Here is a 21,195-nt window from a genome sequence, read left to right on the forward strand (position 1 = left end):
TCAGCCGAAGATATCCTGCGAGACCTTGATCCAGATCGGTCCGATGATGACGATGAAGAGGACCGGCAGGAAGAACACGATCATCGGCACGGTCAGCTTGGCCGGCAACGAGGCCGCCTTCTTCTCGGCCGCCATCATGCGCTCGTCACGGTTCTCCTGGGCGATCACGCGCAGACCGACGGCGATCGGCGTGCCGTATTTCTCGGACTGAACCAGGGTCGTCGCCAGGGACTTGAAGGTGCGCAAGCCGACCCGGTCGGCCAGGTTCTGGAAGGCCTGGGCGCGGTCGCCGAGAAAAGCCAGCTCGGCAGCGGTGAGGCCGATCTCCTCAGCCAGCTGCGGCGCCGATTCCGCCATCTCCTCCGTCACCTTCTGGAACGCGGCCTCGATCGACATGCCGGCCTCGACGCAGATCACCATCAGATCGAGGGTGTCGGGGAAACCGCGGCGCAATGCCTGCTGGCGCTTCTGGATGGTGTTGGCGAGGAGCAGGATCGGCGCGTAATAGCCGATCACGGCCGCCACCAGGGTGACGCCCAGACGAGTCTCCATCGAAGCCTCGGGCTCGCCGACATACATGTAGATGAAGGCACCGAGGGCGAGGCCGATCGGCAGCGCGATACGCGCGAAGATGAACTTGACCGGGGTCGATGGGTGCCGCCAGCCGGCCTGCATCAGCTTCAGGCGCAATTCCCTGGCCTGGAGCAGGTTCTCCATCTTGAAGGTGTTCACGATCGCTCGCATCATCCCTTCGTGCCGGGCCGGCAAAAGGGTGCGGCGCTGCTGGAACTTCTCCTGCTGCTTGGCGCGCAATTCCTGGCGCCGCTCGGCCACCGAGCGCAACCGGTTGGCGAAGCTGTCGCGCATGACGAAGGGCAGCGTCACCGCCATCACCGAAGCAAAGGCCGCCAGGAAGACGACGAGCGCGATCAGCGAGGGAAGGTTGAAGCCGAGTTCGATCTGGTCCATCGCCCGGCCGTCAGAAATCGAAGTTGATCATTTGACGCATCACCAGCATGCCGATGACCATCATGGTGGCGCCGACGCCCAGCAGCATGTGCCCGGTCGGATGCGTGAACAGCAGCATCAGCATGTGCGGCTGGCTGAACGACATGCCGGCCATCATGATGAAGGGCAGCGAGCCGATGATCGCCGCCGAGGCCTTGGCCTCGCTGGACAGCGCCTGCACCTTGTCCTTCATCTTCTTGCGCTGGCGCAGCACGTCGGACAGCTTGGCCAGGGTTTCGGCCAGGTTGCCGCCGGTGCTCTGCTGCGTCGTCAGCACGATCGCGAAAAAGCGCACCTCCGGGGTTGGCACCCGGTCCGAGAGGCGCTGCAGCACCTCCGACGTGGTCATGCCGAGGCGCGTGCCCTCGTTGACCAGGGCGAATTCCGAACCGACCGGCGCCGGGATCTCGCGCGAGACGATGGCGAGGCACTCGCCGACGGTGAGGCCCGAGCGCACGCCACGCACGATCACGTCGATGGCATCGGCGAAATTGGCGGTGAACTTGCCGAGGCGCCGCTTGACCAGAAAGTTCAGCACCAGCTTGGGAATGCCGAAGGCGCCGATCGGGGCGGCTGCCAGCAGGAAGATGCTGGGCATGCCGCTCGCCCATACCAGCGCCGTTAGCACGAGGCCCGAGATCAGGGAGATGATGATGAACTTCCTCGGCTGCATGGTGAGGCCGGCATGAATCAGCGCCTGCTGCAGCATGGCGCCGCGCCGCTTCTTGCCCTCCTGTTCGGCCTCCTTCAGCTTCTCGGCCACCTTGCGCTTGCTGCCCTGCAGCTTCTTGGCATTGCCGGCGGTGGTCGGATCGACCGCCAGGATCGGGCCATGGCCGGCCACGGCGGCGATGCGCTTCTTGAGCCGGGCCCTGGGCGCCCCCAGCGCCATGATGATGGTGACGATGATGATCGCGGCAACCACCGCGACCATGAGCGCCAGCAGCAGGGCTTGCGGTCCCAGCGCCCCCAATTGCTCAAGCACCGCCGGCCTCCATCACTTCCACCAGCTCGCGCTCCTTGCCGAAATAGCGCACCCGGTCGTAGAAGCCGGGGCGCAGGCCGGTGAAGCGATGGCGGCCGACGATGCGTCCCTGGGCATCCTCACCCTGGATCTCGTAGAGGAACAGGTCCTGCAGCGTCACCACATCGCCTTCCATGCCGACGATCTCGGTTACATGGGTGATCTTGCGCGAGCCGTCGCGCAGGCGCGAGGCCTGGACGATGACGTTGATGGCACCGGCGATCTGCTCGCGCACGGTCTTGGCCGGCAGGTTGTAGCCGCCCATGGCGATCATGTTCTCGATGCGCGAGATGCATTCGCGCGGGTTGTTGGCGTGGATGGTGCCCATCGAGCCGTCATGGCCGGTATTCATCGCCTGCAGCAGGTCGAACGCCTCGGGCCCGCGCACCTCGCCGACGATGATGCGCTCGGGCCGCATGCGCAGGCAGTTCCTGACCAGGTCGCGCATGGTCACCTGACCGACGCCTTCGAGGTTGGGCGGCCGCGTTTCCAGTCGCACCACATGGGGCTGCTGCAGCTGCAGTTCGGCCGCGTCCTCGCAGGTGATGACGCGCTCGCCGCGGTCGATATAGTTGGTGAGACAGTTGAGCAGTGTCGTCTTGCCCGAGCCGGTGCCGCCCGAGATGATGACGTTGATGCGGCAATGGCCGATGATCTCAAGAAGCTTGCCGCCGGCGCGCGAGATCGAGCCATAGCCGATCAGCTTGTCAAGAGTCAGGCGGTCGCGCTTGAACTTGCGGATGGTGAGGGCCGGCCCGTCGATCGAGAGCGGCGGGGCGATCACGTTGACGCGCGAGCCGTCAGCCAGGCGCGCGTCGCAGATGGGGCTGGCTTCGTCGACGCGGCGGCCGACCGCCTGCACGATGCGCTGGCAGATGTTCATCAGCTGCTGGTTGTCGCGAAACTTGACATCGGTCAGCTGGATGATGCCGTTGGTCTCGATATAGACCTTGTTGTAGCCGTTGACCATGATGTCGGCGATGTCGTCGCGCGCCAGCAGCGGCTCCAGCGGCCCGAGGCCGAGGATGTCGTTGCAGATCTCGGTGATCAGCGCCTGCTGCTCGGCGGCCGAGAGCATCAGGTTGCGCATGTTGATGATCTCGGCGACGATTTCGCCGATCGCCTCGCGCACCGCCTTGTGGTCGAGCTTGGCGAACTCGCCGAGGTCGACCGTCGCCATCAGGTCGTTGAAAACGCTGATCTTGATGTCGTTGAGGCGCTGGTCCATCTCGGCGCCCTTGGCCGCGCCGGGGGCAGCGCCGGTTGCCGTGGCTGCCACCGCCGGGACGGCAGGTGCCGGCGTGGCCGCGACCACGGCATTGGCCGATGGCGCGGGTGCCGCCTTTTCGCTGGTGCCGATTGGTGTGCTGCGCTTGCCGAACATCACGATTTCCCTGGGCAACTTCCCTGACCGGCCCTTGCCGAAACGGTCCCGAAGACCTGGCCGACGCTACTTCGTCGTGGCCTTTGGACGCTTCAGCCAGGACATCAGATTGAGCCCTTTGCCGGCCCCTTTCGCAACACCCTTCTTGGCGCCCAATTGCCGCGCGAACTGCCGCAATTGCTCGTCCAGCTTGTGGCCCTTGGCGCCCTCGGCGATCATCTGCCCGTTATTCATCAGCTGGGCGAACAGGGTCGCGTCGAAACCGACCGACAGGCTGGGGGCGATGCCCAGCGTATCCTGGAAATCCTTGACCGACAATTGGTTCCGCTTGGCGGCATCGGCCTTGCTCAGCACCAGGCGCAGGCTGGTGCCGCCGCGCTTGGCACGCAACCATTCCACCAGCTGCTTGGCGTCGCGCAGGTTGGCAAGGTCCGGGCTGGCAACGATCACCACTTCGTCGGCCTGCGTCAGCGTGCCGGCAACCCAGGCATTCCAGCGCCGCGGCAGGTCGACCACGACGAAGGGCGCCATGGTGCGGCACATGTCGATCAGGCGCTCGACTGCCTCGGGGCTGGGCTGGGTCAGTTCCTTGAGCGATCCCGCGGTCGACAGCACGGACAGGTTGTCGCCATGCTCAATCATGATGCGCTCGACCAGAACGGTATCGATCCGGTCCGGATCGGTCAGCGCATCCGACACCGATTGCTTGGGATCCAGGTTGAGTGACAGCGCCATGGTGCCGAAATTGAGGTCGAGATCGACGCCGATGACCGCTTCCTGGGTCAGTTCGGCCAGGGTCCAGGCCATGTTGACGGCCAGCGTGGAGACGCCGACGCCGCCGCGCGCGCCGATGAAGGCGATCATGCGGCCGCGCGGCGTGGCGCTCGGATCCTTGACGCAGGCGATGATGGCGGCGGCAACGTCCTCGCTGCTGACCGGCGACACCAGGTATTCGCTCACCCCCTGGCTGATCAGGCGGCGATAGGCCTGCACATCGTTGACCGAGCCGATGACAATGACCTTGCGGCCCGGCTCGACCACCTCGGCCAGCGCTTCGAGGCCCTTCTGGATCTCCTCGGGCCCGCCCGCCTCCTCGACGATAATCACCTGCGGGCTGGGGTTGTCGACATAGTGCTTGACCGCGCGCGCAAGCCCGCCGGCATGAACCGCAACCTTGGCACGCGAGAATTCGCGCTGGCCGGTCAGTCCCTCGAGCGCGGTCTCGGTTTCCTTGCCCAGTGGAAAGGCGTCGATACTGAGCCGGTAGAGCACTTACAACCCTCCGGTCGTCGACTGCGTCGAGAGGGCCGGCGCTTCGCCCGGCGGGCCGGCGCCGATCTTGACGCCGGCGATATACTTGCCAACGACCACGTCGGAACGCGCGGCAAGGCGCCCGGTCGGCGACTGCATGTCGATGAGGTCGCGCGGGTTGACCACCATGGCCGCCAGGTTGCGCTGATTGGCGCAGCCGAAACCCCCGGTGTTCTCGTTGAGCGGGGTGAAGCCCGGCTGGTCCTTGAAGGTCCCGCATTCATGCGCGATCGCCACGTAGATCGGAAACTGCATGATCGCACGGCCGTATTTCGCCGCCGCCGGATCGGTATCGTATTTGAAGGTGATGTGGCTCCGCGGAATGCCGCGCGCGCCGAGAATATCGACGATCTGGCGCCCGAAATTGGTCGCCAGCGGATCGGTGCGCGAATTCGCGCCGATCTCCACCGTGATCGTGCCGGCAGCGCGCTTGCCGTAATCCAGCGAGAATTCGTCAATGGCACCCAGGTCCTGCGACATCACGCTGCCACCGGGTCCGGGGTCGAGGATCAGCAGCGCGGTCCGTTCCTCGACCTTGATCGGATAGCGCTCGCGATAGTCATAGTCCGCGATGTTCGCCTCGCAGGCGGCGAGACCGGCAAGGCAGATGGCGGCAATGGCGAAGCGTCGCAGCATGGGACGGCCTCCTAGCGGATGATATAGCCGATCGGGCCCTGCAGTTGCGGGATCTGGTCCCGTGCCGCGCCCTGTCGGTTGGTATAGATGTTCTGCAGATGGCCGAGCAGATACAAGTCCAGATCGCTGGCCGGCGCGAACCCGTCGGTCGGCAGCGAAAGCGCGCCCGGATCGGTCGGCTGCACCAGGAAGGCGCGCGCGACGATGACCAGTTCCGATTCGTCCTGCTGGAACGAGGTCGAGCGGAACAGGGTACCCAGAATCGGGATGTGCATCAGGCCAGGAACACCGCGCATCGACTGGGTGATGTCGTTGCTGAGCAGGCCGGCCATCATGATGCTGCCGCCGCTGGGCAATTCGACGGTCGAGGTCGCGCGCCGCACCACGAAGCTGGGGATCGAGATGTCCGGGCCAAGCGAAACGGCATCCGATGCCGTCGGCGCGCTGACCTCGGTGGCGATCTTCAGGCTGATGCGCCCCTTGTCGACCACGATCGGCAGGAAGGTCAGTGACACGCCGAAGGGACGGAATTCGATGGTGATGGTATCCGCGTCCTGGTTGACCGGGATCGGCACCTCGCCGCCAGCCAGCATGGTGGCGTATTCGCCCGACACGGCGACCAGGTTGGGCTCCGCCAGCTTGCGGGCAAAACCGTGCTGCTCGAGGATTCGGACCACGGAATCGATGGCACCCGGACCGTCGACAAAAAGGGCGCCGGCCGGGGTCGAGGTAATCGCCGACCCGCTGATCAGGGGGCCGAAGCCGCCGCCGACGATGGCACTGGCTCCGCCGGTGACACCGGCGATGGCAAGGTCGCCGATCGTGGTCGGGCTGATCAGGTTCTCCAGCCCCAGTTCCTTGAGGGCCGATTTCTGCACCTCGGCGACCGATACCTTGATCAGGACCTGCTGCTCGGAATTGATCCGCATGGCGTTGATGATCTGCTCGTCGGTGCCGACGAAGCGGCGCACGATGGTGGTCGCCTGCTGCGACATGGCGTCGGAACTTACCGAACCCTTCATCACCAGCGCATCGCCGGCACCCTCGATGATGATCCGCTCGTCGGGGAAGGCCTTGCGCACTGCGTCCTCGGCGGCCTTGAAATCGGGATGCACCGACAATTGGAAATGGTCGATCATCCTGCCGTCGGCATCGAGCAGGAACAAATTGGTCGAGCCGATCGTCTTCCCGGCCAGGAACAGCTTGGTGGGTGAGCGGATGATGACGTCGGCAATATCGGGGTTGCCGATGATGATGTCGCGGGCGGGCACTCCCAAAGTGTATTCCCGGGTACCGTTGATCGGCACCTCGATGCGCTTTTCGGCGGTCACCAATTCGCCCGCACCGAGGCTGGCCTCGATCTCCTGCGCGAATGCCGCCGCCGGCGCCAGGACCAGGCCGATTGCCACCAGCGCGCTGCGGATGATGTCCAGACGGTCAATGCCGCGCATGCGACCGACCCCTTCCCTGCTCGTACTCATTGCGCTCCGCCAATGCTGTGCATGCGCCCCTGCTCATTGTCCGATGTTCTGGATCGAGACTGCGCCGCCGCGGTTGATGCGGATCGACCGCACCGACATCACCTGCGGCAGACCGGGCGTCTCGACCACATCCTCGGTCTCGACCACCGGCATCTCGTAGATCCCGCTGTCGAGCCCGCCCTGCATCAATTCGTCGAGCACGCGGCTGACTTCGCGATCGGTGACATAGAGCGGCGCCTTGGCATCGGCCTCGGCGGCGACCTCGTCGCGGGCCCAGCCCCTGAGCGACAGCACAATGGAGCCGAGCTGGCTCGCCACCATGATCTTCTGCGCCTGCTCGGCGGTGACCTCGAAGGTGACGGTCTGGCTGTTGATGCCCGGACCGGTGCCGGGTTCCTTCGCCAGCAACTGGTTGACGGCGATCACCTTGACGTCGCGCATGATCGCCTCGGCGGCATAGCGGCTGATGGCGTCGCGCCCGGTCGTCTCCGGCACGCCGGCGAGGTCGCGTGCATTGGTGATCAGCATGATGTCGACATGGTCGCCGGGCAGGATCAGGCCGGCAGCGCCCGAGCGCGCCGAAACTTCGACCGTGACCGAGCGCATGCCGGGCGCCAGCACCGCCGAGGTCATGCCGGCATCGCCCTGCTTGATGACCATCGCCGCTGTGACCGGTTCGCCCAGCATGACGGCGCGGCGGGTCATGGTATCGCGGAAGGGGGCCAGCGGATCCTCGCCGGCCGCGGCTTTCACCGTGAAGCGCTGGTCGATCACCGCCTTCGGCCATTGCTCCCAGCGCAGATCGGCTTCCGCCAGGATCTCGCCGGGACCGATGTCGCGCGCCGCCACCAGCACTTCCTCGACCCCGCCCACCGCTTCGGTCGGCGTCGCCTGCTGCTGTTGCTGAAGCTGCAGGTCGCTCAGGAAGCGCATCGCCAGAAAGGCCGTCAGGCCGGCGGCACCCAGCGCTACCACGATGAGGATAATCACAATCGGACGCATCAGGCCCCTCGCCATCCCGTCGCCGCGGGCCAACTGGCCCAGCCGGAGCGATCAGGAATCTCACAACGACGGCCGCACCCCTTCGCGGATCGAAGTTCGGGTTGCGCCGTCACTATGCCCCGTAAAGCATTATTACCAATTTTTGGTTAAGACTCCAGCCGAAACGCGCAAATGAGTCAGCGATTCATGCCTTTGAGTCAGTAACTTGGACGTGAGTCTGAAGAAAGTAGTTTAAATAAGAATAAAACGGGAACAAATTCTGTGACCAAGTTGTGACTTTTCTTCTCCGCTCCAGCTCGTCGCCTCATCCGGCGAACCAGCCGATCAATTCCTGTCCGAGATGCCCCCGACGGCTCAAAAAATCGAGGCCCGCCGCCGCGATGGCCACGCCATAAGGCAGGTGCATCCGGCCCTCGGCACGCCCGTAATCCGGCCGCAACCGGCCGATGACGAAGATAATCCCGGCCAGGACGCCACCCGCCAGGCCCATGATCAGCAGGAAGCGGACGAAATCGAGGTGCGGCCCGATCCACAGGGCGAGCGCCGCGATCCACTTGATATCGCCGCCGCCCAGCAGGTTGAAATGGAAGGCGGCCAGCCCGGCCAGGAAGACGGCCAGCCCGAAACCGGCATGGGGCAGCAGATGGGAGGGCGCCGACAGCGCCACCAGCACCAGCGCAACTGCGGCGGTGGTCAGCGTCAGCCAATTGGGCAGGCGAAAGCTGAAGACATCCTTCGCGGCCCCCAGCAGCAGCAGCAGAGCGAGGCAGGCTTCGCCGAGGGTCAAGGAAATCATCATGGGCGGAGAGAAAACAAAAGCGCGCTGGCTTTTGCAAGGCCAGCGCGCTTCCAGGGATCAACCCTGAGGTCGATTACTGATTGATGTTGGTGGCGGCTTCGTTCAGCTTGGTGCCGACCGTGTTGAACATCGTGTCGAGGCCGTTACCGGCGACCTGGGCGCCGACATAGATGGCGAGGGCGATGAAAGCGGCGATGAGGCCGTATTCGATCGCGGTCGCACCGGATTCCGACTTCAGCAGCTTGGCAAACTTACGCATGAGCTCTTCTCCACGAAATGAATGATGACGTTGCAACCGTGCGACGGCTCTTTGTCCGCCGCCTCGTTTCTTGGTACATCCGCCGCCTTTCGACGGAGCGGTGCACTGCGGGCGATAATCCACCCCGTGGCCGCACAGCGCAAGCAAAAGGCGGCGGCCCGACAACATGATGGTGTGCGAAAATGATTGAGAAACCTTTAATTTTAGACATCTTTTTCGCATCGCCCTCGATTGAAACCACTTGTTAACCGGTCGAAACGGCAATATCCCAAACCTATTCCGGAACTGCTTCCCATTTCCGCATCGCATGCACCCTGTAAGCCGCACCGCGCATCCTCTCATCGATCTCGCAGCGCTCGCGGTGGCGGCCGGCGCGCTGCATTTCGGCCTCGCCACTCACAACGCGATGCTCGCCGCCGGCGGCCTGCTGGATACCGATTCCTACATGCGGCTCATCCGCGTCGAGGAGTTGTGGCGCTCGGGTGACTGGTTCCAGACGCTGACGCCAAAGCTCGGTGCGCCGGATGCGCTTTCACTGCACTGGACCCGACCGCTCGACGTCATCATCCTGCTGCCGGCGATGTTGCTGCGCCTCTTCGGGTTCGACATGCACCAGGCGATCTACTGGGTCGGCGTGGTGGTGTCGCCGGTCATCCACCTGCTCGCCTGCATCGCCATTGCCTGGGCGGCGCGGCCGCTTTTTCCGCAGCATGGCGCCTGGCGCATCGCGGCCCTGATACTGCTCCTGAGCGGCGCCTCGCTCAGCTATTCTCTGCCCGGCCGGCCGGACCACCATACCCTCAGCATCTTCATTATGGCGGTGGCTGCGGGCTATGCCATTCGCGGCCTTCTGTCGCCCGATGACGCCCGCCCGGCCTGGCTCGCCGGCGGCTGGTCCGGCTTCGGCATCTGGGTGGCTCCCGAGGTGGTTCTTTCGATCGCCCCCTTGCTCGGCACGGCCGGGCTCGCCTGGCTGCTGTCTCGCGACCGCGGCGTCGTCTGGGCGCGGTTCGGCGAGCGCATCGGGCTCGGCATGTTGGGGATCATCGCTCTCGCCATCGCCATCGAGCGCCCCCCGGGCGCTTGGACAATTGTCGAATACGACAAGGTGTCGCTGCTGCACCTTTCGCTGGCCCTTGCCGTCGCCATCGATTTCCGCCTTGCTGTTCTGATCGGCTGGCGCGGCTGGCGCCGCCTCGCCGCGGGCGGCGTCATTGCCGGCGGTTCGTTTGCCATTCTGCTGCTGCTCTTTCCCCGCTTCTATCTCGGCTCGCTCGGCAACATCGATGCCGAGACCTCGGCCGTCTTCATCGACAATGTGGTCGAGATGCAGCCGCTCTGGCCGCGCGATTTCGATTCCGCCATGTTGCTGCTGCGCTTCATCGGAAATACACTGCTGGCGATTCCGGCCGGGCTCTATTTCCTCTGGCGCTACAGGACCGAAGCCCGCGCCATACCGATCGCCTATCTGCTGGCCGCCTATGCCATCGCCCTGGCGGCGGCGCTGCTGCACCTGCGCCTCTCGACCTCGGTCAGCGTGTTCGGCGCCATACTCGGCTGCGGCCTCTTTGCGCTGCTCTGTGATCTGGTCGTCGGTCGCCATCGCCTGGTGATGCTGGCGGTGCGCCTGTGCGGCTATTTCATCGTCGCCATCGGCCTGCAGTTCGTCGGCATGTGGTTCAAGTCGGCCGATGCCAATCTCGGCAAGAACGCCTGCGACGCCATTGCCATCGCCAAATGGCTGCAGGATGCGCGCCCGGCCATCTCGGCCGCCAATCCGGCGCCGATCATCATGACCGATACAATCAACACGTCGCCGGCCATTGCCTATTTCACCGATTATCGCCTGGTGGGCGGGCCGTATCATCGCGGCAACCACGACGTCGCCGACATGGTGGCAACCTTTACCGCCACCTCATTGGCGGATGCGCGCGCGATCATCACGCGGCGGCAGGTCGATCTGGTCGCAATCTGCGTCGACACGACGCTCGAGGCGATCCCGGAATCGGCGGAAGAATCGCTCTACAATCGCCTCATCGATGGCCGCCCGCCCGACTGGCTGCGGCCGATCGCCATCGCGGACGAAAAGATGGCCGCCTTCCGCCTCTTTGCCGTGGTGCAATAGGCGACCCGGCCGCCGCACTTTCCGGCAGCGGCGATCAATGTTAGAAATTGTCCGGGCGAAGGCCGCCACAGCCTTGCCCAATTGCCGCGAGAACAAGGACCTGGGGCCAGATGGCACGCGACAAGGAACGCATCCTGGTGGTCGACGATTCGCCCACCAATATCGCCATCCTCAACGTCCTGCTGCGCGATGCCTACCAGGTCATCACCGCCGGCAACGGCACCGATGCCCTAGCCCTCGCCGCTTCGGAGGAACCCGATCTCATCCTGCTCGACATCATGATGCCAGGGATGGACGGCTACGAGATCTGCGACCGATTGAAGGCCAACCCCTTCACCCGCGAGATCCCGGTCATCTTCGTCACCGCCATGGACCAGGAGCGGCAGGAGGCGAAAGGACTGGCGCTCGGCGCCGTCGACTATATCGCCAAGCCGGTGAGCCCCCCCATCGTGCTCGCGCGGGTACGCAACCAGCTGGAACTGAAGCGCCAACGGGACATGTTGCGTCGCCTCGCCGCGGTCGACGGGCTTACCGGCATCGCCAATCGACGCGCCTTCGAGGAGGATCTCGACCGAGAATGGCGCCGGGTCGTGCGCCTGAAGCAGCCGGTCACCCTGTTCCTGGCCGATATCGACCATTTCAGGGCCTATAACGAGGCCTATGGCCATCTCGCCGGCGATGATTGCCTGCGCCATCTGGCTCAGGCATTGACCAAGGCGCTGATGCGGCCCAGCGATCTGCTGGCGCGCTATAGCGGCGAACAATTCGTCGGCCTGTTGCCGGACACCGATGCGACCGGTGCCGCCATCGTCGGCGAACGCCTGCTCGCCGCCGTGCGCAATCTCGCCCTGCCCCACAGCCATTCCGACGTGGCGCCCATCGTCACCATCTCGATCGGCGCCGCGCAGTGCCGCCCGAATGCGCAGACCGACCGCGCCCAGCTCTTCAAGCTGGCTGGCGATGCGCTCTATGCGGCGAAGAAGGCCGGGCGCAACCAGATCCGCATCTTCGAGATGCCGGAATCGGTATCCGCCCTCTAGCGCGTCCCCCGTTCCTCATATTCCGGCGCCGGAATGGCGGGATTGCCCGCCAGCCAGTCGCGCACGGCGATGACTTCCGGCGTCAGCTCCGCGCCATGCGGCCAGACGATGTGGAAGGCAAGCCCCGTCACCCAGGGCCGGTCCCAGGGATGTACGAGGAGGCCGCGTTCGACCAGATGATCGGTCTGGTGGCGCCAGCCCAGTGCGATGCCCTGGCCCTCGAGTGCTGCACTGATGACGAGGGCGTAGTCATTCATGTGGAGGCCGGGATCCTGGAGCATTGCCGCGCTGCCGCCGGTGGCCTTCAGGTAGTCCCCCCAACCGGGACGCGGCCGGTAGGGCTCGTCCAGATGGATGAGGCGGTGACGGGCGAGATCGGCCAGCGAGGCGACCGGCCCCGTGCGCTGGAGATAGGCCGGGCTGCAGATCGGCAGGATCACCTCCTCGACCAGTTCGACCGCATCGCAGCCGAGATAGCGGCCATTGCCGCGCCGGATGCCGAGCGAGACGTTCTCGGCGGCGAGGTCGAGGTCCCGGTCGGTGGTCTGCAGCCGAAGGTCGATCCCCGGCACCTCGGCCCGGAACCGGGCGAGGCGGGGCAGCATCCACCAGGAGGCGAAGGCGGTCGAGCAGGACAGGGTCACGTGCTGGCCCCGCCGGCGCTGCGTCAGCGCCTCGGTCGAGCGCCTGAGATGTTCCAGTGCCAGGGTGACGTCCTGGTGATAGCGCCGGCCCTCGGCATTGAGACGCACCCGCTGGTGCTCGCGCTGGAACAGTGGCAGCCCGAGGGCGTCTTCGAGTTGCTTGACGGCATAACTCACCGCCGCCTGGGTCATATTGAGTTCCCGCGCCGCCTGCGTGAAGCTGGCGAGCCGGCCGGCCGCCTCGAAGACGACCAGGGCATTGAGGGGCGGCAATTGGTGGCGCAACAGAGTCATAAGTTCAATTTATCAAGTTCCCTACGATTTTCCAGGATTACATGGGATATCCGGCGGATATCATGATCAGGAAAACAGGCATCTGCAAAGCGCATCAGCACAGGGAAAAGCGGCCATGACCCAGCCAGCCGAGAGCAGCCCCCAGCCAGGCCGCCAGCGCAATCGCAGCCGCACGCGGCCTGCCATCGCGGCACCGGCCTTCCTGCGCCGCGAGATCCCGACCTATGAATTGCTGCAGCCGGATGGCCTCGCCCGGCTCCACGCCCAGGCCGAAGAGATCCTGGCCGAGATCGGCGTCGAGTTCCGCGGTGATGACGAGGCGCTGGAATTGTGGCGCCGCGCCGGCGCCAGGGTCGAAGGTGTCCGTGTCCGCTTCGAGAAGGGCCATGTCGAGGAGGTGATCCGCAAGTCGACGCCGAAGACCTTCACCCAGCATGCGCGCGATCCCAAGCATTCGGTCGAGATCGGCGGCAATGCCGTGGTCTTCGCCCCGGCCTATGGCTCGCCCTTCGTCTATGACCGCGACAATGGCCGTCGCTATGGCTCGCTCGAGGATTTCCGGAACTTCGTCAAGATGGCCTGGATGTCGCCCTGGCTGCACCATTCCGGCGGCACGGTCTGCGAACCGGTCGACATTCCGGTCAACAAGCGCCATCTCGACATGGTCTATGCCCATATGAAGCATTCGGCCAAGCCCTTCATGGGCTCGGTGACGGCGCCGGAACGTGCCGAGGATTCGATCGAGATGTGCCGCATCCTGTTCGGCGCCGATTTTGTCGACCAGAACTGCGTCATCCTCGGCAACATCAACACCAACTCGCCCCTCATCTTCGACGGCGTCATGTCGAAGGCGCTCAGGACCTATGCTGCCGCCAACCAGGCCGCTGTGGTGGTGCCCTTCATTCTGGGCGGGGCCATGGGTCCGGTGACGACGGCGGGCGCCATCGCCCAGGCCCATGCCGAGGCGATGGTAGGTGTTGCCCTCACGCAATTGCAGCGGCCGGGCGCCCCGGTGATCTACGGTAATTTCCTCTCCTCCATGTCGCTGCGCTCGGGTGCGCCGACCTTCGGCATGCCGGAGCCGGCGCTGGCCTATCTCGCCATCGGCCAGCTGGCGCAATGGCTGGGTGTGCCGCTGCGTTGCGGCGGCGCCTTGACTGCGTCCAAAGTGGCGGATGCGCAGGCGGCCCAGGAAAGTGCCGATTCCCTCTGGCCGGCCCTGATGGGCGGGGCCAATTTCATCCTGCATGCGGCGGGCTGGCTCGAAGGCGGCCTCGTCATGGGCTATGAGAAATTCGCGCTCGATTGCGACCATCTTGGCATGATGCACAAGCTCCTCGGCGGGCTTAATCTCGATGCGAACCAGATGGCCATGGATGCCTTCCGCGAGGTCGAGCCCGGCAAGCACTTCCTCGGCTGCGCGCACACCATGGCGAACTACCAGACCGCCTTCTACGATGCCGACCTCGCCGACAATGATTCCTTTGAACAATGGCGCGATGCGGGCTCACGCCCCGCCGATCTGCGCGCCGATGCGCGCTGGAAGGCGCTGCTCAAATCCCATAGCGATCCCGCCCTCGCCCCCGCCCTGGACGAGGCGCTGCTCGACTTCATGAATCGCAAGAAACAATCCATGGCGGATGCCTGGTACTGATCTAGGACGGAAAAAATGGAAACCCATGCAAAGGTCGTCATCATCGGTGGTGGCGTCGTCGGCTGCTCGATCCTGTTCCATCTCGCCAAGTTCGGCTGGAAGGACGTCATCCTGCTGGAGCGCAAGGAACTAACCTCGGGCTCCTCCTGGCACGCCGCCGGGCAGATCCACACAATTTCGTCCGATCCCAACATCTCGCGCCTGCAGGGCTATACGATCAACCTCTACAAGGAGATCGAGGCCACCTCCGGCCAGTCGGTCGGCATGCACAACACCGGCGGCTTCTATCTCGCCTCCAACCAGACCTGGTACGACTATCTGAAGCGCGAGCGGTCGAAGGCGCGCTATATGGGCCTCGACCAGGAATTCATCAGCGTCGAGGAAGCGGCGCGCCGCCATCCGCTGATCGATCCCAGCCGCTATATCGCCGCTTTGTGGGACCCACTGGACGGCGACATCGATCCTTCCGGCGTCTGCTATGCCTATGCCAAGGCGGCCAAGGTGCATGGCGGCAAGTACTACACCAACACGCCGGTGATCGAGACGACGCAGCGCAAGGACGGCTCCTGGGACGTGGTGACGCCGGGCGGCACCATCAATGCCGAGATGATCGTCAACGCGGGCGGCCTCTGGGCGCGCGAAGTCGGGCATCTGGCCGGCATCCACCTGCCGGTGCAGCCGATGGAACACCATTACCTCATCACCGAGGCGATCCCGGAGATCGTCGAACGCGGCGAGGAGCGCCTGCCGGCCGGCATCGATTACGAGGGCAACATGTATTTCCGCCAGGAACGGCAGGGCATGCTGCTCGGCACCTATGAGCCCCGCGCCACACCCTGGTCGGTCCGCGGCACGCCGAAGGATTTCGGCCACGAATTGCTGGAGCCCAAGCTCGACAACATCGCCGAGCGGCTGGAACTCGGCTTCCAGCGCATCCCGGCGCTTGGCCGCGCCGGCATCAAGAACGTCATCAACGGCCCGTTCACCTTCGGCCCCGACGGCAACCCGATGATCGGCCCGGTGCCCGGCATGAAGAACTACTGGGTCGCGGTCGGTGTGATGGCGGGCTTCTGCCAGGGCGGTGGTGTGGGCCTCTGCATGGCGGAATGGATGATGGAGGGCGAGCCATCGATCGACGTCTGGGCGATGGATGTGGCGCGCTTCGGCAATTTTGCGACCCCCGATTGGGGCACGGTCAAGTCGTCCGAGAATTACGAGCGGCGCTTCGTCATGACCTTCCCCAACGAGACCCTGCCCAAGGGGCGCCGGCAGAAGACCACGGCGCTTTACGACCGCCTCACCGCCAAGGGCGCCGTCTGGGGCCAGGGCTTCGGCCTCGAGCACGCGCTCTGGTTCGCCGACGGGCCGGCCGATGCGCACGAACAGCCGACCTTCGGCCGCTCGCGCGCGCATGCCTATGTAGCTCGCGAGGTGAAGGCGGTGCGCGAGGCGGTGGGCGCCATCGAGATCGCGAACTACGCCAAGCACGAATTCAAGGGACCGGGTGCAGCCGCCTTCCTCGACCGGGTGCTGGCCGGCCGCCTGCCGAAGCCGGGGCGCCTGACCTTGACGCCGATGCTGACGCCGAAGGGCAAGCTCTATGGCGATCTGACCGTCGCCTGCCTCGGCGAAGAGCACTTCATGCTGTTCGGCTCCGGCGCCATGCAGGAGGCGCACCGTCGGTGGTTCGAACGGATGCTGCCGGAAACCGGCGTTGCCTACCGCAACATGACCGACGATCTCCACGGCATCGCCATCGCGGGGCCGAGATCGCGCGATCTGCTGGCGCGCCTCACCCGCGAGGATGTCTCCAACGAGGCCCTCAAGTTCCGCGACATCCGCCGGACCTTCATCGCCGGCGTGCCGGCGATCATTGCCCGCGTCTCGTTCTCGGGCGAGCTCGGCTACGAGATCTATGTGGCGCCGCCCTATCAACTGCGTCTCGGCGAGGCGATCGAGGAAGCGGGCGCCGATCTGGGTCTGCGCTGGTACGGTGCCCGCGCCCTCATGAGCCTGCGCCTGGAAAAGGCCTGGGGCGCCTGGACCCTCGACTTCCGCCCCGATTTCACGGCGGCCGAAAGCGGCCTCGATGCCTTCATCCACTGGGACAAGGAGTTCATCGGCAAGGAGGCGGCGCTGAAGGAACGCGCCACCGGCCCGAAGAAAAGGCTGGTCACCCTGGTCATCGACACCAAGGATATCGACGTCTCCAATGACGAGGCGGTGCTGCTGGGCGACAAGGCGGTGGGTTACGTCTCCTCCGGCGGCTTCGCCCATCATGTCGGCAAGTCGATGGCCTTCGCCTATGTGCCGACCGAGCTGGCCAAGGCCGGCACCAGGGTCGACGTCGAGATCAACGGCGAGCGCTATCCGGCCGCGATCCAGGGGGCGCCACTCTACGATCCCAATGGCGGCAAGATGCGGAGCTGAGCGGAACACCCATCATGGCCGATCCCCTGCTGCAGCCCTATCATCTCAAGCACCTCAACCTGAAGAACCGCATCTTCTCGACCTCGCACGAACCGGCCTATTCCGAGGGCGGCATGCCGGGCCTGCGCTATCAGCTCTATCACGAGGAGAAGGCCAAGGGCGGGGCGGCCATGACCATGATCGGCGGCTCCTCGGTCATCGCCAAGGATTCGCCGCAGGCCTTCGGCAACCTCTATGTCCACGACAACGCCATCATTCCGCATTTCCGGGAACTGGCGAAGCGCGTCCACGCTTATGACTGCGCCGTCATGTGCCAGATCACGCATCTGGGGCGGCGAACCTCCTGGCACAAGGAGCATTGGCTGCCGATCATCTCGGCCTCGCACGAGCGCGAGCCGGCCCATCGCGGTTTCCCGAAGATGATGGAGGATCACGACATCGCCCGCGTGGTGAAGGCCTATGGCGAAGCCACCGCGCGCTGCCGCGAGGGTGACCTCGATGGGGTCGAGATCGAGGCCTATGGGCATTTATTCGATTCCTTCCTCTCGCCCCGCACCAACAGCCGCACGGACGAGTATGGCGGCAGCCTGGAGAACCGCATGCGCTTCGGCATCGCGGTCCTCACCGAAATGCGCCACGCCGCCGGGCCGGATTTCATCATCGGCCTGCGCATGGCGGTGGACGAAGCGGCCGAGGACGGTTTCGGTTTCCAGGAAGGCGTCGAGATCGCGCGGCGCCTGCGCGATGCGAAGCTGATCGATTTCCTCAACGTCATCGTCGGCACCATCGACAGCGACGAATCCCTGTCCCACATCATCCCGCTGATGGGAACGCCGGCTGGCCCCAATTTCGCCAAGGTGAAGGCGGCCCGAGCCGCCCTGCCGGGCCTGCCGATTTTCCACGCGGCGCGTGTCAATGATCTTGCCACCGCGCGGCACTGGGTGGCGGACGATGCCGTCGACCTCATCGGCATGACCCGCGCCCATATGGCGGACCCGCATATCGTCGCCAAGCTGATGCGTGGCGAGGAGGAGCGCATCCGCCCCTGCGTCGGCGCCGGCTATTGCATCGACCGCATCTATCAGGGTGGCGAGGCGCTCTGCCTGCACAACCCGGCCACGGGGCGCGAGGCAACGATGCCCCATGTCATCCGCCCCGGCGACGGCCCCCGCAGGAAGGTCGTCATCGTCGGCGCTGGACCGGCGGGACTGGAAGCCGCTCGCGTCTCGGCCCTGCGCGGCCATGACGTCGTGCTGTTCGAGGCAACCGACCGCCCCGGCGGCCAGGTCGCCATTGCAGCCAAGGTGAACCGCCGCAAGGAATTGATCGGCATCACCGACTGGCTGTTTGCGGAAGCGACCCGCGCCGGGGTCACGTTTCGCTTCAACACCTATGCCGAGGGCGCCGATATCCTGGCGGAAAGGCCCGACATCGTCGTCATCGCCACCGGCGGCACGCCCAACACCGCCCCCTTCCGCGAGGGCGGCGAGCTTGCCACCTCGACCTGGGACGTGCTGTCGGGCCAGGTGGCGCTTTCCGGTGATGTCCTGCTCTATGACGATGAATCCGGCCACGAGGCGCTCTCGACCGCCGAGTTCCTCACCGACAAGGGCATCAGGTTCGAACTGGTGACACCCGAGCGTGCCATCGGGGTCGAGGTGGGCGGGCTGAACTACCCCGCCTATTACAAGGCGTTCTATCAGGGCGGCGTCACCCTGACGCCCAATCTGCGCATGACCGCGATCCGGCGCGACGGCAACCAGCTGGTCGCCAGCCTGTTCAACGCCTATGACAAATCCAGGCACCAGCGGCGCGCCCAGCAGATCATCGTGGCACACGGCAACCTTGCGGCGGATGCCGTCTATTTCGACTTGAAGGACCAAAGCCGCAACCGCGGCGAGATCGACATCGACGCCTTCATCGAGGGCAGGCCGCAGGTCCTGCGCACGAACCCGGCGGGAACCTTCCAGCTCTTCCGCATCGGCGATGCCGTCGCCACCCGCAACATCCACGCCGCCATCTATGACGGCCTGCGCCTCTGCAAAGCATTCTGATCCGCATTTTCCGATACAGGTTCTTTGGCGCTCAGCGCGGCGTCGCGCCGCATTCTGCCGTCTTGAAATGACGCTGGGCCAATCCCAAAATCTTCAAGCGAACCCCCGTGCCGAGACCGTCGCGATCACCCGCCATCGGCGCGGGGTGAAGCCTGATATCTGGATGGAGGCAACATCATGGCATTTCGCGCATTGACCCCGTTCGGCCGTGGCGGCGTCGCCCCGCGTCCTGAACGCAATGATCCGCTCGCCTGGCGTGGCGAGTTCGACCGCCTGTTCGACGACATGTTCAAGGGCTTCGGCGCCCTGCCTTCGGTCTGGGGTGAAGGGGCCGCGGCGCCGAAGATCGACGTCAAGGAAACGGATGCCGGCATCGAGGTGACCGCCGAACTGCCCGGCGTCGACGAGAAGGACGTCACCGTGGAACTGGCCGACGATCTGCTGACCATCCGCGGCGAGAAGAAGATGGAGCGCAAGGAAGAGGACAAGGAGAAGGGCTATCACCTGATGGAGCGCAGCTATGGCAGCTTCCAGCGCTCGCTCCGCCTGCCCTATGCCTGCCCCGGCGAGAAGGTCGAGGCAGAGTTCAACAAGGGCGTCCTCAGGATCACCTGCCCGCGCCCGGCCGAGGTCGCGGCCAAGACCCGCAAGATCGACATCAAGTCGCGCTGACCGGAAACGCGCCGGCGGGAAAACCGGGCCGGTGACGGATCATCCGCGCCGGCCCGGCCCTGTTGCTTCGTCACGCTTCGACGAGGTCGGCGCCCAGCGCCGGATAATCGGTGTATCCCTCGGCGCCACCGGCATAGAAGGTTTCCGGCCGCGGCGCATTGAGCGGCGCGCCCAGCCGGAAACGCGCCGGCAAGTCGGGGTTGGCGATGAAGGCCTTGCCGAAGGCCACGGCATCGACCTCGCCGGCGGCAAGGGCCGCCTCGGCGCTCTCCTGCGTGAATTTTTCATTGCCGATATAGGTCCCGCCGAAGGCCTTCTTCAGCCGCGGCCCCAGCCAGCCATCGGCCTTGAACTCACGCGCGCAGAGGAACGCGATGCCGCGCCGGCCCAGCTGCTCGGCGACATAGCCGAAGGTGGCGGCGGGGTTGCCGTCACCCATGTCGTGGGAATCGCCGCGCGGCGCCAGATGGACGCCGACGCGGCCGCGGCCGAACACCCGGATCGCGGCGTCGGTCGCCTCCAGCATCAGCCGGGCGCGGTTCTCGACCGGCCCGCCGTAATCATCCGTCCGGCGGTTGGTCTTGTCCTGCAGGAACTGGTCCAGCAGATAGCCGTTGGCGCCATGCAGTTCGACCCCGTCGAAGCCTGCCTTCTTGGCGTTCTCCGCCCCATTGGCATAGGCCGCGATGACGCCTGGAATTTCGTCGCGTTCGAGGGCGCGCGGGGTCACATAGGGACGCTGCGGCCGCAGCAGGCTGACATGGCCGGCGGGTGCGATGGCGCTGGGCGCCACCGGCAATTCGCCATTGAGGAAAGAGGGATCGGAGATGCGCCCGACATGCCAGAGCTGCAGGAAGATGTGCCCGCCTTTCTCATGCACCGCGCGCGTCACCTTCTGCCAGCCGGCGACCTGTTCCTCCGACCAGATGCCCGGCGTATCGGCATAGCCCACACCCTGCGGCGTCACCGCCGTCGCCTCGGTCAGGATGAGGCCCGCCGAGGCGCGCTGGCGATAGTATTCCACCATCAGTTCATTGGGCACGCGGCCCTCGCTCGCCCGCGAACGGGTGAGCGGCGCCATGAAGATTCGGTTGGGTAAGGTAAGGTCGCCGACCGTGATCGGCTCGAGGAGCGTTGCCATCTGGGTATCCCTGAGATGAAGTGGCGGACAGGCAATGAATCGGGATTGCGGCATTCCGCCTTCCCCGTCATGGCAAGCTAGGCAGCCCGCCCAGAGACAACAACGGGCGGCTTCGACAGATCTCCCCTGCTTGCTGTGCAAATCCCTGTTTCACACGCGGTTTGTGCCCGGTTTTTGGGCAGAACAAGGGGGTCATCCCGCGCGCAAGCCGGCTGTACCGGCCGTCCGGAAGTTGAT

17 protein-coding genes are annotated in these 21,195 nt (G+C 65.2%); 6 read left to right on the plus strand and 11 right to left on the minus strand.

Annotation, left to right across the window (positions count from 1 at the left end; translation table 11 throughout):
• The 9 genes from A8950_RS16855 to A8950_RS16895 form a co-directional block, all read right to left on the minus strand.
• The gene (locus A8950_RS16855; protein ID WP_133614845.1) at nt 1-969 is read right to left on the minus strand and encodes a type II secretion system F family protein; all 969 of its coding nucleotides are present in this window, start codon (nt 967-969) and stop codon (nt 1-3) included.
• Nucleotides 970-979: 10 nt separating this feature from the next.
• Nucleotides 980-1,993, minus strand: a complete 1,014-nt coding sequence (locus A8950_RS16860) for a type II secretion system F family protein (protein ID WP_133614846.1) — start codon at nt 1,991-1,993, stop codon at nt 980-982.
• Nucleotides 1,986-3,416: a CpaF family protein gene (locus A8950_RS16865; RefSeq protein WP_133614847.1), complete on the minus strand. Its 1,431-nt coding sequence runs from the start codon at nt 3,414-3,416 to the stop codon at nt 1,986-1,988. Before A8950_RS16865 ends, A8950_RS16860 begins: the two co-directional genes overlap by 8 nt.
• A 66-nt stretch (nt 3,417-3,482) precedes the next feature.
• The gene (locus tag A8950_RS16870) at nt 3,483-4,688 is read right to left on the minus strand and encodes an AAA family ATPase (protein ID WP_133614848.1); all 1,206 of its coding nucleotides are present in this window, start codon (nt 4,686-4,688) and stop codon (nt 3,483-3,485) included.
• Nucleotides 4,689-5,363, minus strand: coding sequence for a CpaD family pilus assembly protein (locus A8950_RS16875; RefSeq protein ID WP_133614849.1), 675 nt, complete (start codon nt 5,361-5,363; stop codon nt 4,689-4,691). It abuts the gene before it with no gap.
• A gap of 11 nt (nt 5,364-5,374) precedes the next feature.
• On the minus strand, nt 5,375-6,844 hold the full coding sequence (locus tag A8950_RS16880; RefSeq protein WP_133614850.1) for a type II and III secretion system protein family protein: 1,470 nt from the start codon (nt 6,842-6,844) through the stop codon (nt 5,375-5,377).
• Nucleotides 6,845-6,877: 33 nt separating this feature from the next.
• Entirely contained in the window at nt 6,878-7,846 is a 969-nt protein-coding gene (gene cpaB / locus A8950_RS16885) for a Flp pilus assembly protein CpaB (RefSeq protein ID WP_166645245.1), read from the minus strand.
• A 304-nt stretch (nt 7,847-8,150) separates the two neighbouring features.
• Complete coding sequence (locus A8950_RS16890) at nt 8,151-8,633, minus strand: A24 family peptidase (RefSeq protein ID WP_166645246.1); 483 nt, start codon at nt 8,631-8,633, stop codon at nt 8,151-8,153.
• A gap of 85 nt (nt 8,634-8,718) precedes the next feature.
• Nucleotides 8,719-8,904: a Flp family type IVb pilin gene (locus tag A8950_RS16895; RefSeq protein ID WP_133614853.1), complete on the minus strand. Its 186-nt coding sequence runs from the start codon at nt 8,902-8,904 to the stop codon at nt 8,719-8,721.
• 307 nt (nt 8,905-9,211) lie between these two features.
• On the opposite strand from A8950_RS16895, the gene A8950_RS16900 reads away from it, so the two are divergent.
• Together A8950_RS16900 and A8950_RS16905 are read left to right on the plus strand one after the other, a co-directional pair.
• Entirely contained in the window at nt 9,212-11,029 is a 1,818-nt protein-coding gene (locus A8950_RS16900) for a hypothetical protein (RefSeq protein ID WP_133614854.1), read from the plus strand.
• Nucleotides 11,030-11,139: 110 nt separating this feature from the next.
• Entirely contained in the window at nt 11,140-12,069 is a 930-nt protein-coding gene (locus tag A8950_RS16905) for a diguanylate cyclase domain-containing protein (protein WP_133614855.1), read from the plus strand.
• Here A8950_RS16905 and A8950_RS16910 read toward each other — a convergent pair.
• Nucleotides 12,066-13,007, minus strand: a complete 942-nt coding sequence (locus tag A8950_RS16910) for a LysR substrate-binding domain-containing protein (protein ID WP_133614856.1) — start codon at nt 13,005-13,007, stop codon at nt 12,066-12,068. The genes A8950_RS16905 and A8950_RS16910 overlap by 4 nt on opposite strands.
• Nucleotides 13,008-13,122: 115 nt before the next feature.
• On the opposite strand from A8950_RS16910, the gene A8950_RS16915 reads away from it, so the two are divergent.
• The 4 genes from A8950_RS16915 to A8950_RS16930 all read left to right on the plus strand — a co-directional run bounded on the left by A8950_RS16915 (nt 13,123) and on the right by A8950_RS16930 (nt 19,817).
• Nucleotides 13,123-14,661: a trimethylamine methyltransferase family protein gene (locus A8950_RS16915; RefSeq protein WP_133614857.1), complete on the plus strand. Its 1,539-nt coding sequence runs from the start codon at nt 13,123-13,125 to the stop codon at nt 14,659-14,661.
• 15 nt (nt 14,662-14,676) lie between these two features.
• Complete coding sequence (locus A8950_RS16920; RefSeq protein ID WP_133614858.1) at nt 14,677-17,091, plus strand: GcvT family protein; 2,415 nt, start codon at nt 14,677-14,679, stop codon at nt 17,089-17,091.
• Between the two features lie 14 nt (nt 17,092-17,105).
• Entirely contained in the window at nt 17,106-19,145 is a 2,040-nt protein-coding gene (locus A8950_RS16925; RefSeq protein ID WP_133614859.1) for an oxidoreductase, read from the plus strand.
• Between the two features lie 177 nt (nt 19,146-19,322).
• On the plus strand, nt 19,323-19,817 hold the full coding sequence (locus A8950_RS16930) for an Hsp20/alpha crystallin family protein (RefSeq protein ID WP_133614860.1): 495 nt from the start codon (nt 19,323-19,325) through the stop codon (nt 19,815-19,817).
• Between the two features lie 70 nt (nt 19,818-19,887).
• Here A8950_RS16930 and A8950_RS16935 read toward each other — a convergent pair whose 3' ends face one another.
• A complete protein-coding gene (locus A8950_RS16935) occupies nt 19,888-20,958 on the minus strand; it encodes an alkene reductase (RefSeq protein ID WP_133614861.1) in 1,071 nt (356 codons plus the stop codon).
• Between the last annotated feature and the right edge of the window lie 237 nt (nt 20,959-21,195).

The sequence above is a fragment of the Dongia mobilis genome, assembly GCF_004363235.1.
GTDB lineage: Bacteria > Pseudomonadota > Alphaproteobacteria > Dongiales > Dongiaceae > Dongia > Dongia mobilis.